The organism is Monashia sp. HAY1-11D (assembly GCF_056868035.1).
The window spans coordinates 3,330,737-3,345,480 of the sequence record NZ_CP200320.1 but is presented as its reverse complement, the minus strand read 5'-3'; the positions used below and the strand labels follow the sequence as shown (position 1 = coordinate 3,345,480).

10 protein-coding genes and 1 pseudogene are annotated in these 14,744 nt (G+C 72.6%); 4 read left to right on the top strand and 7 right to left on the bottom strand.

Annotation, left to right across the window (positions count from 1 at the left end):
• Window positions 1–5: 5 nt before the first annotated feature.
• Together AC1VM9_RS15435 and AC1VM9_RS15430 are read right to left on the bottom strand one after the other, a co-directional pair.
• The gene (locus AC1VM9_RS15435) at window positions 6–1,982 is read right to left on the bottom strand and encodes a glycosyltransferase family 61 protein (protein ID WP_483124032.1); all 1,977 of its coding nucleotides are present in this window, start codon (window positions 1,980–1,982) and stop codon (window positions 6–8) included.
• 53 nt (window positions 1,983–2,035) lie between these two features.
• Window positions 2,036–3,292 carry an MFS transporter gene (locus AC1VM9_RS15430; protein ID WP_483123244.1) on the bottom strand — a complete coding sequence of 419 codons (1,257 nt, stop codon included), beginning with the start codon at window positions 3,290–3,292 and terminating at the stop codon, window positions 2,036–2,038.
• A 108-nt stretch (window positions 3,293–3,400) separates the two neighbouring features.
• On the opposite strand from AC1VM9_RS15430, the gene AC1VM9_RS15425 reads away from it, so the two are divergent.
• Complete coding sequence (locus AC1VM9_RS15425; protein WP_481346963.1) at window positions 3,401–4,276, top strand: tyrosine-protein phosphatase; 876 nt, start codon at window positions 3,401–3,403, stop codon at window positions 4,274–4,276.
• A gap of 15 nt (window positions 4,277–4,291) precedes the next feature.
• Here AC1VM9_RS15425 and lepA read toward each other — a convergent pair whose 3' ends face one another.
• The gene (gene lepA / locus AC1VM9_RS15420) at window positions 4,292–6,136 is read right to left on the bottom strand and encodes a translation elongation factor 4 (RefSeq protein WP_483123243.1); all 1,845 of its coding nucleotides are present in this window, start codon (window positions 6,134–6,136) and stop codon (window positions 4,292–4,294) included.
• 210 nt (window positions 6,137–6,346) lie between these two features.
• Between lepA and AC1VM9_RS15415 the strand changes: the two genes are divergently transcribed.
• A complete protein-coding gene (locus AC1VM9_RS15415; protein ID WP_481346961.1) occupies window positions 6,347–6,580 on the top strand; it encodes a cupin domain-containing protein in 234 nt (77 codons plus the stop codon).
• A gap of 40 nt (window positions 6,581–6,620) precedes the next feature.
• Here AC1VM9_RS15415 and AC1VM9_RS15410 read toward each other — a convergent pair whose 3' ends face one another.
• The gene (locus AC1VM9_RS15410) at window positions 6,621–7,880 is read right to left on the bottom strand and encodes an MFS transporter (RefSeq protein ID WP_483123241.1); all 1,260 of its coding nucleotides are present in this window, start codon (window positions 7,878–7,880) and stop codon (window positions 6,621–6,623) included.
• Window positions 7,881–7,990: 110 nt separating this feature from the next.
• Between AC1VM9_RS15410 and AC1VM9_RS15405 the strand changes: the two genes are divergently transcribed.
• Window positions 7,991–8,575, top strand: coding sequence for a type II toxin-antitoxin system PemK/MazF family toxin (locus AC1VM9_RS15405; protein WP_483123239.1), 585 nt, complete (start codon window positions 7,991–7,993; stop codon window positions 8,573–8,575).
• Window positions 8,576–8,646: 71 nt separating this feature from the next.
• Here the strand turns inward: AC1VM9_RS15405 and rpsT are convergent, their stop codons facing one another.
• The 3 genes from rpsT to AC1VM9_RS15390 all read right to left on the bottom strand — a co-directional run bounded on the left by rpsT (window position 8,647) and on the right by AC1VM9_RS15390 (window position 12,580).
• The gene (rpsT, locus tag AC1VM9_RS15400) at window positions 8,647–8,907 is read right to left on the bottom strand and encodes a 30S ribosomal protein S20 (RefSeq protein ID WP_076261025.1); all 261 of its coding nucleotides are present in this window, start codon (window positions 8,905–8,907) and stop codon (window positions 8,647–8,649) included.
• A 299-nt stretch (window positions 8,908–9,206) separates the two neighbouring features.
• On the bottom strand, window positions 9,207–10,166 hold the full coding sequence (gene holA, locus AC1VM9_RS15395) for a DNA polymerase III subunit delta (RefSeq protein WP_481341641.1): 960 nt from the start codon (window positions 10,164–10,166) through the stop codon (window positions 9,207–9,209).
• Between the two features lie 173 nt (window positions 10,167–10,339).
• A complete protein-coding gene (locus AC1VM9_RS15390) occupies window positions 10,340–12,580 on the bottom strand; it encodes an ATP-dependent DNA helicase (RefSeq protein WP_481347363.1) in 2,241 nt (746 codons plus the stop codon).
• Window positions 12,581–12,719: 139 nt separating this feature from the next.
• On the opposite strand from AC1VM9_RS15390, the pseudogene AC1VM9_RS15385 reads away from it, so the two are divergent.
• Window positions 12,720–14,422: pseudogene (locus AC1VM9_RS15385) on the top strand (formate--tetrahydrofolate ligase).
• Window positions 14,423–14,744: the final 322 nt, after the last annotated feature.

Genomic DNA, 14,744 nt, shown 5'->3' with positions numbered 1-14,744 from the left:
GACGGTCAGGACCGACGCGCCTCGATGCGGTCGAGCTGCTCGGCGAGGAAGCGCCCCTCGTCCTCGACGTCGAAGGTGAACCCCGAGGCGAACGCCTGCTGGGTCCACCAGCCCTCCGGGTGCTCGACGTCGGAGCGGCTGCGCACTGCGGTGACCCGGTGGCCGCGGACGGCCGCGATGAGGTTCTCGTTCCTGGCCGTGTAGGCGTCGGGCCCGAGGACGACGACGTCCTTGGCGTCGCGGCAGAACATGAGGGAGAACAGGCCGCTGCCGGCGAAGCCCGCGACGGTGCGGGCGGCACGGAAGCGCGACACCTGCTCGCACAGGGCGTGGTCCTCGGGGTACATGACCTCGAATCCCCTTGCCCTGAAAAGCTCCTCGACCTGGGCCACGTTGTGGCACGACCTCTTGAGCGCGGGCCTGCGCGACACGAACAGCCGCTCTGCACGGGGACGGTCATCCGCGTCGCGGACGAGGTGGTCGCCGACGCGGTCCCACAGGCGCGCGATGTCCGGGTGGACGAAGCGTGGCAGGGAGAACATGCCCGTCGCCGTGTAGAGGCGCTCGGGCCGGCACGTGGTCGTGAAGACGTGGACGTCCTCGGCCGTGATGCCGAAGGCACCGAGGACCTCGTTCTCGAACGGCTGCAGCGCCATCGGCTCCCGGTCGTGCTGGAGGGTCAGGAGGACCTTGGCCTCCGGCTCGACCGCACGCACCTGCTCGAAGGCCCACAGCCGGCTCACCTGCTCGGTGAGCAGGTGGCCGAAGTGCCCCGGCCACTCCGAGTCGAGGTGGAACCAGGCGCCGGGAAGCGGGTCGGGGCTGCTGACGTCGCGGCGCACGACCCCGAACCGCGGGAACTTCTCGATGACGTAGATGTTGGCCATCCGCGTCATCCAGTTCTGCCGGAACGACTCCGGGTAGAGCAGGTGGTCCCGGGTGACGATCTGCCCACGCGCGCAGACGGCCTCGTCGTAGCGGCGCAGCACCATCTCGGGCACGCGGAACTCGGTCTGGACGTACGGGTCGCCGGCGCGGTTGACGACGTACTCGTTGGTGGCGCTCCACGTCACCGAGGGAAGGGACGCAAGCCGCTCCCCCAGCTCGGGTCGCGCCGCGAGAACCGCGTCGACCTCCTCCTCGCGCAGCTTCGGCGCGACGCGCGTGCTGTTGACGAGGCGGAGCACCTTGCTGTGCACGTGGACCTCCGCGAGACATCCCGCGAGCCCGAAGACGTCGCGCCGCTCCCACCCCTTCGACAGGTCGTCGACGAGGTCACGGGTGCGCGCCGCCTGGGCCTCGGCGACGAGCGACCAGAGGTCGCCCTCGTACGGGGGTTCCTCGGGGATGTTCTCGTTGGGCAGGGCGTCCCGGCCACGCTCGAAGCGCTCGGACCTCTGCGCCGGCTCGGCCGCGTCGCCACCGGGCACGAGTCGACGGGCGACGTACCAGCCGCCCTTGTCCAGGTGCATGAAGACGCGCTGGAAGAGGCGGGCCTGCTCGACGGCGGACGTGTCGGACGCGTCCACGACGACGTCGAACGGCCCCGCCACGGTGAGCCGCACGTGCACCGCGGAGGGTTCGTCATCGACGTGGACGCGGTGCACCGTGAGGTCGGGCCAGGCCCGCTCGAGGACGGAGGACCAGGCCTCCACGTCGGCGGCGCCGGTGACGACGACCCGACCGCCGGGCCGGCGCGACACGGCCTGGAGGACGAGCTGGAGGGCCTCGTAGTGCGGCCGGTTGACCGACCACGCCTCCTCGTCGGCGAGGGTGAGCAGGTCGCGGGCCGTGGGAGGCGTCCAGGCCCGCTCCTCGACGGCCTCCGTCGGGGCCGGCGTCGCGTCGGCAGGCGTCGCGTCCGCGAGCGTCGCGTCGGCCGCCGTCGTTCCGGTCGGCGTCGTGCCGGCCGGCATCGCGTCGCCCACCTGCGGGGCCTCCGTTCCCGAGGCCCGGGACCCTCGCCGGCCGAGCACACGCATCCACTGCACGGGCACATCAAAGCATGGGGCCGGTCACGCGGCCGGGGAGGCCGTCAGCCCGAGTGCGTCGTGACGCCGTACCGCGCCCTGCTGGCGAGGGCCCACCGCGAGGCCGGCACCGACGCCGCCCCGACGAGGAGCATGAACCCGGCGAGCAACAGCCACCCGGTCTGGCCCAGCGTGACGCAGAAGTACGTCACGACGGGTGGCCCCACCACGGACAGGACGCTGAACCCCAGGCCGGCGAAGCCCTGGTACTGGCCCTGGCGCTCGTGCGGCGCGAGACCCATCTGCAGACCCCACTGCCCGCCGGAGCCGATCATCTCGCCGACGACGTGCACGAGCGCTCCCACGACGAGGGCCGCGACAGCGAACCAGGCCGGACCCCGGTCGGCCAGCGCCACGACGGCGAAGCCGCCCGCGATCCAGCACGCGCCGCGGACCAGGGCGCGGGAGCCCGCCTCGACGGAGTCCGCACGCCGCGACAGGCGCACCTGGAAGAGCGCCACCGCCGCGGTGTTGATGACGAGCAGCACGGCGACCATGACCGGCGGGGCCGTGGTGCGCTGGGAGATGAACAGCGCCAGGCCGAGCTCCATGACGAAGAAGTGCAACGAGAACAGTCCGGTGAGGACCGTGACGACGACGAAGGGCCAGTCGCGCAGCACCGCCAGGCGAGGCTCGTCGGCGCCGCGGGCGTAGGGCGGCAGGTCCGGCAGACGCGTCGTGTTCCAGGCGGCGACGGCGGTGAAGACGGCGTTGAGGACGAAGACCGACACGTAGGCCCAGGGACGGTCGACGACGAGCGCGGCGCCGCCGAGGACCGAGCCCAGGCCGAGCGCCGTGTTCGTCACCGCGCGCAGGTACGCCTTGAAGAGGACGCCGCGGCCCCCGGTGGCGAGATGGGCGACGACGCCCTGGTTGACGGCGCCGGCGCCCCGCTCGAAGAGGGTGAGCACGCCGAGGAGCACCGCGAGGGTCCACGGCGTGCGCGCGAACGCCGGCGGCGCGCTGAAGACCGCGGCCCCGGCCATGAGGACGGTGAGCACCCGGCGCGGGCCCCGGACGTCGCCGAGGTGCCCGGCGGGCACCTGCACGAGGATGCCCACGACCGCGGCCACCGACATCGCCAGGGCCACCTCCGTGGCGGTGAAGCCGACCTGACGCGTGAAGTACAGGGCGCTCGTCGTCATCACCGCCCCGGCGCCGAACCGGTTGGCGAACGACCCGGCGGCAAGGATGCGGAGGTCGCGGTCGACCGGAATCCCCTTGCGTGTCAACGGTTCTGCCGCCACCCCTGCCGTCGCCATCATCCCACCCCTCGTCCCGGTTTATCTCGACGTCAAGATATCCGAGGGTGCCGGGGGCGGTGCAACCGGTTTCTCGTGGCCGCGCGGCCGTCCCGTAGGGTCGAGAGCGTGTACCGGCCCAACTGGATCGAGATCGACGGCGTCGTCAACATGCGCGACCTCGGCGGGATGCCGACCACCGACGGCGGCAGCGTCCGCCCCCGACGACTCATCCGCTCCGACAACCTCCAGGACCTGCCGGCGCCCTCGGTGCGCCACCTCGTCGACGTCGTCGGTGTCCGCGACGTCGTCGACCTTCGCACCCATGTGGAGGTGGCCAAGGAGGGCGAGGGCCCGCTGCTCGCCGAACCGGCCATCCGCTACCACCACTTCACGCTCTACCGCGAGGACACGTCCGAGTCGGGCATCCCGGCCGCCGAGCGTGCCCTGCCGTGGGAGACCGACGAGCGACGGGCCCGCGACACCGCGCGGCGAGAGGCCGCGGAGCGCGCCGGGGCCGGGATCGCGAGCGCGGCGGAGGCCGAGCAGGAGGAGGCCCGCCGGCGCAGCCACGACGCGTTCTGGTCGGAGCACTACCTTTCCTACCTGGTCCAGCGGCCCGACTCGGTCGTCGCGGCCCTGCGGGCCGTGGCCGGCAGCGACGGGGCCTCGATCGTGCACTGTGCCGCGGGCAAGGACCGCACCGGCACCGTCGTCGGGCTCGCTCTCACCGTGGTCGGCGTGCCGGCCGACCTCGTCGTCGCCGACTACGCCGCCTCGGCCGAGCGCGTCGCGGCGATCATGGACCGACTGCGCGCCAAGCAGGCGTATGCCGACAACCTGCGGGACAAGACCGTCGCGCAGCAGTCACCGACCACCGACACGATGCGCCTGCTCCTCGAGGCGCTGCAGGTGCGGTACGGCGGCGCCCTCGGCTGGCTCGAGGCCCAGGGGTGGACCGCCGCCGACACCGAGCGGCTGCGCGCCAGGCTGCTCGAGGACTGACGGGCGCCGCCCCGGCTACTTCTTCGGCCTGTCCCCCGCGCCGTCGCTCGACAGGGCCGCGATGAAGGCCTCCTGCGGGACCTCGACCCGGCCGACCATCTTCATCCGCTTCTTGCCCTCCTTCTGCTTCTCGAGCAGCTTGCGCTTTCGGCTGATGTCGCCGCCGTAGCACTTGGCGAGGACGTCCTTGCGGATGGCGCGGATGTTCTCGCGGGCGATGATGCGCGAGCCGATCGCGGCCTGGATCGGCACCTCGAACTGCTGGCGCGGGATGAGGTCCTTGAGCTTGCCGGCCATCATGACGCCGTACGAGTAGGCCTTGTCCTTGTGGACGATGGCGCTGAACGCGTCGACGCTCTCGCCCTGGAGCAGGATCTGCACCTTGACGAGATCGGCCACCTGCTCCCCGTCGGGCTCGTAGTCGAGCGAGGCGTAGCCGCGGGTGCGCGACTTCAGCTGGTCGAAGAAGTCGAAGACGATCTCCGCGAGCGGCAGCGTGTACCGCATCTCGACCCGGTCCTCGGACAGGTAGTCCATCCCCCGGAGCGCGCCGCGCTTCTGCTGGCACAGCTCCATGATGGCCCCGACGAACTCGCTCGGAGCGAGGATCGTGGCGCGCACGACCGGCTCGCTGACCTCGGCGATCTTGCCCTCGGGGAACTCGCTCGGGTTGGTGACGTGGATCTGCTTGCCGTCGTCCATCGTCACGTCGTAGACGACGTTGGGCTGGGTGGAGATGAGGTCGAGGTTGAACTCCCGCTCGAGCCGCTCGCGGACGATCTCGAGGTGCAGCAGCCCGAGGAAACCGCAGCGGAAGCCGAAGCCGAGGGCGGCCGACGTCTCCGGCTCGTAGACGAGCGCCGCGTCGTTGAGCTTGAGCCGGTCGAGGGCGTCGCGCAGGTCCGGGTAGTCCGATCCGTCGATCGGGTACAGCCCGGAGAAGACCATCGGCTTGGGGTCGCGGTAGCCGCCGAGGCTCTGCGTGGCAGGCTTGCTCGCGTTCGTCACGGTGTCGCCGACGCGGGACTGGCGGACGTCCTTGACGCCGGTGATGAGGTAGCCGACCTCGCCCACCCCGAGCCCCTTGCCGGGCACCGGCTCCGGGCTGATGACGCCGATCTCGAGCAGCTCGTGGGTGGCCCGGGTCGACATCATGACGATGCGCTCGCGCGGGTTGAGGTTGCCGTCGACGACCCGGACGTAGGTGACGACGCCGCGGTAGGTGTCGTAGACGGAGTCGAAGATCATCGCGCGGGCCGGCGCCGACGCGTCACCGGTCGGGGCCGGGAGCTGGGTGACGATCTCGTCGAGGAGCGCCTCGACGCCCTCCCCGGTCTTGCCGGACACCTTGAGGCAGTCCTCCGGGTCGCCACCGATGAGCTTGGCGAGCTCCTCGGCGTACTTCTCCGGCTGGGCCGCGGGCAGGTCGATCTTGTTGAGGACCGGGATGATGGTGAGGTCGTTCTCCATCGCCAGGTAGAGGTTCGCTAGGGTCTGGGCCTCGATGCCCTGGGCCGCGTCGACGAGGAGCACCGCGCCCTCGCAGGCAGCCAGGCTGCGCGACACCTCGTACGTGAAGTCGACGTGACCGGGGGTGTCGATCATGTTGAGCGCGTAGGTCTGCCCGCCGACCTCCCACGGCATGCGCACGGCCTGGCTCTTGATCGTGATGCCGCGCTCCCGCTCGATGTCCATGCGGTCGAGGTACTGGGCGCGCATCGCCCGCGCGTCGACGACCCCGGTCAGCTGGAGCATCCGGTCGGCGAGGGTCGACTTGCCGTGGTCGATGTGCGCGATGATGCAGAAGTTGCGGATCAGGTCCGGCGGCGTTGCGTTGGGGGCCAACGCGGAGCGGGCCATGGGCGACACGGTGGGGCGAACCTCGCGAGATGGGCGGCGGGTGGACGGTCGTGCTCGGCCGGGGCCGGCATCGTCCCAGTCTCCCACGTCCGGACGCGTGCCCGCGCACCCGCCGCACACTCCCGAGCACCCGTGGGCGCCCGGCCGCCGAGCGGGGACGCCCGATCGGCGGGACGATGTCGAGCAGCGCCGCCGCCGATCGACGTGGCCGTGCGTGGCCGCCGGCTGCACCAGCACCCCTACGCCGAGACGTTCGTCATCCGGCGCGGGTCGGCGACCTTCACCATCGGCTCCGGGGCGGACGCTCGCGAGGTCGTCGGTCGCGCCGGTCAGGTGCTCGTCGTGCCGGCGAACACGCCGCATCGGTTCCGCACCGGCCCCGGCGGCTACGAGGGCGTCCACATCCACGCGAACGACCACTTCGTCACCGACTGGCTCGAGTGACCTCGCCGCGCCGGCAGAGCGCGGACGGTCAGCGCCGGCGTCAGCGCGTCGACGCGGTGACCGGGCCGTCCGAGGTGTCCGACGCGTCCCACCTGGGCGACGCATCCGGCGTCCCGGTGCGCGCGCCGGCCGTCGGGCGCCGCTCCAGGACGAGGGACGTCGCGGCGATGCCGACGCCGAGGACCGCCAGTACCGCACCGACGAGGCTCGGGGCGCCGTAGCCGAACCCGGCCGCGAGGACGACCGACCCGAGCCAGGCCCCGAGCGCGTTCGCGGTGTTGAGCGTCGAGTGGTTGAGCGCCGCGGCGAGCGACTGTCCCTCGTGCGCGACGTCCATGAGCCGGGTCTGCAGCAGGGGTACGAGCACCGAGGGCAGCAGCCCGAGGAGGAACACCATGCTCACCGCGAGCCACAGGACGTGGGCGGCCGGACCGAAGGCGGCCAGCAGCACGGCGATGAGCGACAGGGACACGACGATGCCGCGCAGGACCCCGAACCGCTTCCCGACGCGCCCGGACAGAGCCATGCCGACGACCATGCCGGTCCCGTACGCAGCGAGGACCCAGGGGATCTGGCGCTCGTCCAGTCCGGCGAGGTCGGTCATCGTCGGGGTGATGAAGGAGTACATGGCGAACATGCCGCCGAAGCCCACGACGCCGACGAGGAGGGCCAGCCAGACCTGCAGCCGGGTCAGGGCCCTCAGCTCACGACGCATCGACTCCTCACCGCTCGAGCTCTGCCGCGGCAGGAACAGGCCGACCGCAACGACCGTGACCGCCGCGATGATCCCGACCGCCAGGTACGGCGCGTGCCACGAGAGCCGCTGGCCGAGGACGGTCGCGAGCGGCACGCCGACGACGTTGGCCACGCCGAGCCCGCCCAGGATGGTCGCCACGGCTGCGGTGCGACGTTCGTGCGAGACCAGTGACGCCGCGACGACCGATCCGATGCCGAAGAACGCGCCGTGCGGCATGCCGGCGAGGAACCGGGCGGCCATGACGGTCGGGTAGGTGTTCGCGACGACGACGGCCAGGTGGGCGACGGCGAAGAAGGCCATGAGACCCATGAGCAGGCCCTTGCGCGGCGCCTTGGCCGCGATGACGGCGATGAGCGGAGCGCCGACGACGACGCCCAGCGCGTAGGCCGACACGTAGTGACCGGCGGTCGCGATGTCGACGCCGGTGCCCGCGGCGATCTGGGGCAGCAGGCCCATGGTCACGAACTCGGTCGTGCCGATGGCGAAGCCGCCCACGGACAGCGCGAGGATGGCAAGGGCGGTGCGGCGACGGGCGGGGCTCAAGGACGACTCCGGGGGTGGATGCGGTCGGCTGGTGCGTGTGGCTCGTGCGGATCGCCGTCGACCCGGGCTCTGACCCACACGATAACGGCGCCGTGGCTACGGTGATTCCCATGTCCGCTCGACCCGCCGGCGTCGTCCGTCGCCTCCTCCACCTCCTGCGCGGCCCGTCCCGGGCGTCGGGATCCGCCCCGTCCGTCCCGTCGCGCACGCCCAGCACGACGTCCAGCACGACGCCCAGCACGACGCGACGGCCAGGGGCCCCCGGCGCCCGGGCGGTCGCGGCGCCCGGCGACTACCCGGGCGATGCGACGCAGCTGCCCGACACGACCTACGCCCCGCGGCCCGACGGCCGTCCCGACCCGGGCGAGATCGTGTGGACGTGGGTGCCGTTCGAGGAGGACCACCGCGAGGGCAAGGACCGGCCCGTCCTGCTCATCGGCCGGGAGGGCCGCTGGCTCGTCGGCCTCCAGCTGACGAGCAGGGACCACGACCTCGACGAGGAGCAGGAACGCCGGGCCGGGCGTGAGTGGGTCGACATCGGCACCGGCGCCTGGGACGGACGGCGTCGCCCGAGCGAGGTGCGCGTCAACCGCCTCATCCGGGTGGACCCGGACGCCGTGCGGCGCGAGGGCGCGGTCCTGCCGCGCGAGCGCTACGAGGAGGTTGTCGCCGCCGTGCGGGCGCACCTCGGCTGAGCGGCGGCTCTGAACAGGAAGCGGGCCCGTCACCGAGGGTGACGGGCCCGTTCAGGCAAGGCGGCCGAGCGTCAGAGGGACGCGGCCTTCTTGGCCATGGCCGACTTGCGGTTGGCGGCCTGGTTCTGGTGGATGACGCCCTTGCTCACGGCCTTGTCCAGCTTGCGGCTGGCGGCCTTGAGGGCGGCGTCGGCGGCGTCCTTGTCACCGGAGGCAGCAGCCTCGCGGAACTTGCGGACCCACGTGCGAAGCTCGGACTTGACGGCCTTGTTGCGCTCGGTGCGCTTCTCGTTCGTCTTGATCCGCTTGAGCTGCGACTTGATGTTTGCCACGAGATGTTCTTTCGTTCGGTCGGATTCTGCCGTTAGAGGGCGGCAAAGCCGTTCGGGACCGGGCGTGGGGCACCCTGCGTGAACGGCTCTGGGTGGAGCCTGCATGCGCGCACGACCTGAGCGCGCACGCAAGGACCAAAGGTACCAGCGCCGCACGCCCCCTCCAAACCGGCGCCGCAACCCCGGATGGGCTGGTCAGGGGCTGGTCAGGGGCTGGTCAGGGCAGGTCAGCCGGCCGTCCCGGGTCGTCGGCGAGCCCGTCGGCCACCGTGCCCCGACCCCGTCGCGACGAGGACCGCTCAGCGTCCGCCACGGGCACCGGCGATCGTCAGGATCGCGCGCTCGACGGCGTAGACGGGGTCGCGGCCACCGCCCTTGACCTCGTGGTCCGCCGCGGCGACCGCCAGGATCGCGGTGGCCAGGCCGTCCGCACTCCAGTGGCCGACCACCCGACGCGCCTTGTCGACCTGCCACGGCGCCATCCCGAGGCTCTTGGCCAGCTGCGCGGAGCTGCCCCGCCCGGCCGCGCCCACCTTGACGAGCTGGCGCAGCTGCGAGGCGATGACCGCGACGATGGGCACGGGGTCGACCCCGCTGGCGATGGCGTGACGCAGCAGCCGCAGCGCCTCCCCGGCCTGCCCGGCCACGGCGGCATCGGCCACGCGGAAGCCGGTGGCCTCGACCTTGCCCCCGTAGTACGTGTCGACGACGCTGTCGTCGACCGTGCCCTCGGTGTCGGAGACGAGCTGGGCGCATGCGGCTGCCAGCTCGCGCACGTCCTTGCCGACGGCCTCGACGAGCGCCCGCACGGCCTCGCCCGTGATGCGACGGCGGGCGGCCGCGAACTCCTTGGTGACGAAGTCGGACTTGTCGCGGTCGGACTTGACGGCCGGGCACTCGACGACCCGGGCTCCCTGCTTCTTCATCGTGTCGAGGACCTTCTTGGCGCGGGGTCCTCCCCCGTGGGCGACGACGAGGCTGACCTCCGGCTCGGGCGCCGCGAGCAGGTCGAGCAGGTCGAGCTGGAGCTCGTCGGGCGCGTCGTGCACGTCGCGCACGACGATGCACGTGGCGCCGCCGAAGAGCGAGGGGCTGGCGTGCACGCGCAGCTGCCCACCCTCGTAGGTGGCGGCGTCGAGGCGGACCACCTCTGCGTCGACCGAGCGCGCGGCCGCGACGAAGGAGGCCACCGCCCGCTCGACGAGGACCTCCTCGGGACCGCTCACGAGCACGAGGGGCGGGACGCCGGTGTCGCTCATGGCCCTAGGGTGCCACGGGCGGCCGACACCTCAGTCAGGGGCGGGCAGGGCGCTGACCGTCCACGATGACGACCACCATCAGGCCACGAAGGCGGGTGTCGTGCCGGTCGCCGTCCACGTCCCGCCTTCGTGGTCGTCGTCCTGCACGCATCGGCCGACGCCTCGGTGCCCCGTCAGTCGAACAGCTGGCCGGTCGCGAGGCTGAGACCGAGCTGCTCGGCACGCGCCGCGATGGTCTCACCGGGCAGCTCGAAGTGCTCGACGAGCTCGTCGAGGAGCATCCCGGACTCGGCGGCGTCGCGCAGCTCGGCGTCCTGCTCGTCGCTCCACGCATGGCCGGACGTCACGGCGCTCCGGCTGCCGGGCGCGGAGGGCGGCGGGGGCGCGACCGGGCGCGGGTGCTCGCTGCCGTCCTCCTCCGAGCGCGTGCCGGTCAGCGATCGCAGCGCCGGCTCCTCGACGGGGAGCGGTTCGGGCGCGGTCTGGTCGAGTCGGCCGAGCGCGGCGAGGACCATCTGCTTGTCCGTCGTCGGGTAGAACGGCGGCAGGGAGCGCTGGAGGAACCCGGCGTACCGGGCCGTCATCATCCGCGAGTCGAGGAACGCGACGACGCCGCGGTCGTCGGAGCGGCGCACGAGGCGTCCGGCGCCCTGGGCCAGGCGGAGCGCGGCGTGCGTCGCCGAGACGGCCATGAAGCCGTTGCCGCCCATCCGGGCGATCGCCTGCGACCGCGCCGAGGCGAGGGGGTCGTCCGGCCGCGGGAACGGGATGCGGTCGATGATGACGAGCTGGCACGAGGAGCCGGGCACGTCGACGCCCTGCCACAGGGTCAGCGTCCCGAAGAGGCAGGTGCGGGGGCTGCGCGCGAACTGCCGCACGAGCGTCGTGATCTGGTCCTCGCCCTGGCACAGGACCGGGTAGTCGTCGCCGAGACGGGCGCGCATGACCTCGGCGGCGTTCTGTGCCGCGCGCGTCGACGAGAAGAGGCCCAGCGTGCGACCACCTGCGGCGCGGACCAGCTCCTCGATCTCGTCCAGGGCGGCATCGCTGGTGCCGTCGCGGCCGGGCGGCGGCAGGTGCGTGGCGACGTAGGCGATCGCCTGCTTGGGGTAGTCGAAGGGGCTGCCGACGTCGAGGCCCCGCCAGGCGGGGGCGCCGTCACCGCGCAGGCCGATGGTGCCGGCGACCGCGTCGAAGCTGCCGCCGAGCTCGAGCGTGGCGGACGTGAGGACCACCGTGCGCGCGTCGAACACCTTGTCGCGCACCAGCATCGCGACGCTCATCGGCGCGACGCGCAGCACCGGGCCCCGGCGCTGGTCGTGGGAGAGCCAGACGACGTCGAGCTCGCGCTCCTCGAGGATCCGCTCGGCGTTCTCGTGGACCTCGTCGACGGCGGCGCGCGCCACCTGGCGCGCACCGTCGACCTCGGTGCCGGGGGGTGGCTTGAGGTCGCTCTGCACCTGGCGCGCGGCGTCGCGGACCCGGGCCAGGGCGAGGCCGACGGCGTCGGGGATCCCGAGCATCCGGCCCTCCTCGACGCGCTCGAGCGACGCGGCGAGCAGCTCGCCGGCCTCGGTCAGGGCGTCGGTGTTGTCGGACATCCGACCGGCTCGCTTGGCGGCCGTGGCCACCATCGAGCCGGTCAGCTCGTCGGTGATGGTGGCCGTGACGCGGTCGACGAGCTCATGCGCCTCGTCGACGACGAGGACGTCGTGCTCGGGCAGCATCTGGCGGCCTTCGAAGGAGTCGATGGCCATGAACGAGTGGTTGGTCACGACGACGTCGACGTCCTTGGCGGCCTCGCGGGCGCGTTCGACGAAGCACTCGGTGACGAAGGGGCACTTGCCGCCGAGACACTCGTGGGCCGACACCGACACCTGGCGCCAGGCCCGCTCCGAGACACCGGGGACGAGCTCGTCGCGGTCACCGGACTCGGTGTGACCGGCCCAGTCCCGCAGGCGAACCACCTCGGCGCCGAGCCGACCGACGCCGGCGTCGACCTGCGACACCGACAGCAGCCCGTCCTCGTCGTCGGGGAAGCCGCCCTCGAGCTTGTTGAGGCAGACGTAGTTGCGGCGGCCCTTGACGAGCGCGTACGTCGGGCGGCGACCGAGGACCGGGGCGAGCGCCTCGGCGACGCGCGGCATGTCGCGGTCGACGATCTGGGCCTGCAGGGCGAGGGTCGCGGTGGCGACGACGGCAGGTTTGCCGGACCGGAAAGCATGGGCCACCGCAGGCACGAGGTAGGCGAGCGACTTGCCGGTGCCGGTGCCGGCCTGCACGAGCAGGTGCTCACCCTTGTCCACGGCGTCGCCGACGGCCCGTGCCATGGCCAGCTGGCCGGGCCGCTCGACACCACCGACCCTCGACACCGCGGCGTGGAGGAGGTCGTCGATCGAAGGTCGAGGGGCCACCGACCCACCCTATGGGGCACCACCGACACGGTGCCGCCCCCGTCCCCAGCCTGCCGGTCCCACTGAGGAGTCGCGACGGACAGCGTGAGGTTCACGGCACTTCGTCGCCGGACGCGTCATAGCGGAGTTTGATCGAGACATGACCACGAGCCAGCCCACCGACCTCGCCATCGCGCGCGCAGCGACCCTGCGGCCGATGCTCGAGGTGGCGGCCGACCTCGGCATCGCCGAGCACCACGTCGTGCCGTACGGCCGCGACGTCGCCAAGGTCGACCTCGCCGTCCTCGACACCCCCGTCCCCGGGCGTCGGGCGACCTATGTCGTCGTCACGGCGATGACCCCGACACCGCTCGGCGAGGGCAAGACCACGACGTCGGTCGGCCTCGCCCAGGCGCTCGAGCGCCTCGGATCGCGCGCCGTCGTGACGCTGCGCCAGCCCTCGATGGGGCCGACGTTCGGCATCAAGGGCGGCGCCGCCGGCGGCGGGTACAGCCAGGTCGTGCCGATGGACCGGCTCAACCTGCACCTGACCGGTGACTTCCACGCCGTGACGGCGGCGCACAACCTCCTCGCCGCGATGGTCGACAACCACCTGCACCACGGCAACCCGCTCGGGATCGACCCGCGCCGCATCACCTGGCGGCGGGTCCTCGACGTCGACGACCGCGCCCTGCGCAACGTCGTCGTCGGCCTCGGCGCCCGCGAGGACGGCGTCCCGCGGGAGACGGGCTTCGACATCACGGCCGCGAGCGAGGTCATGGTGCTGCTCAGCCTCGCGACATCGCTGCAGGACCTGCGCGAGCGTCTCGGGCGCATCGTCGTCGGCTACACCGTCGAGGGCAAGGGTGTCACGGCCGAGGACCTCGGCGCGGCGGGCGCCATGGCGGTGATCCTGCGCGACGCCGTGCAGCCCAACCTCGTGCAGACGCTCGAGGGCGGGCCCGCGCTCGTGCACTGCGGCCCGTTCGGCAACATCGCGACCGGCACCTCGTCGGTGCTCGCGGACCTCGTGGCCATGCGCGGCGCCGACGTCGTCGTCACCGAGGCCGGGTTCGGCGCGGACATGGGCGCCGAGCGCTTCTTCGACGTCAAGTGCCGGGTGGCCGGGCTGTCCCCCGACGCCGCCGTCGTCGTCGCGACGGTGCGGGCCCTCAAGGCGCACTCAGGTCGGTGGCGCATCCGCGCCGGGCGGCCCCTGCCCGAGGACCTGCTCGACGAGGACCCGACGGCCGTCGAGGCAGGTCTGCCCAACCTCCGCGCCCACGTCGACATCGTCCGACGCTTCGGGGTGACGCCGGTCGTGGCCGTCAACGCCTTCCCCACGGACCACGGCTCCGAGCACGATGTCGTGCGCCGGTTCTGCGACGACTCGGCGTCCGCTGCGCCGTGACGCGTCATGTGGCCGAGGGCGGGTCGGGGGCGGAGGACCTCGCCCGACGCGTGCTCGACGCGGCCGCCGAGCGGGCCGAGTTCCGCGTCCTCTACCCGCTGGAGATGCCGCTCGCGGACAAGATCGAGACCGTGGCCCGCGAGGTCTACGGTGCCGACGGCATCGACCTGTCCCCAGGGGCTGCCCGGGCCCTGCGCGACTACGAGCGTCTCGGCTTCGGCGAGCTGCCCGTCGTCATCGCCAAGACGCACCTGTCGCTGTCGTCGGACCCGACGCTGCTCGGGGCGCCGACGGGGTGGCGGATGCCGGTCCGCGAGGTGCGGGCCGCCGTCGGCGCCGGCTACGTGTACGCCGTCTGCGGCGACATGCGCACCATGCCGGGGCTGCCGAGCTCGCCCAACGCCGAGCGCATCGACCTGGACGAGGACGGAAGCATCGTCGGCCTTTCGTGAGGGATCACTCCACCGCGGTGCGACCGAACCACCTCAGGTGAGCGGCGCAGCGTCGACGCGTCGGGCCATCGTGACGTCGTCGCGGTAGTCGGTGTCGGACAGCTTGAGCCCGCGCGGCACACGCCCGACCTCCGTCCAGCCCGCAGAGGCGTAGAACTCGCCGAGGCCGAGCCCGTCGCGGTAGTCGAGCCTGAGCAGCTCGACCGCGGGCAGCGACCGCCGGGCGATGCCGACCATCCCGCCGAGGAGGATGCGCCCGAGGTTGCGACCCTGCGCCGTCGGGTCCACCATGAGCCGCTTGAGGCCGGCGAGGTGCTCGTAC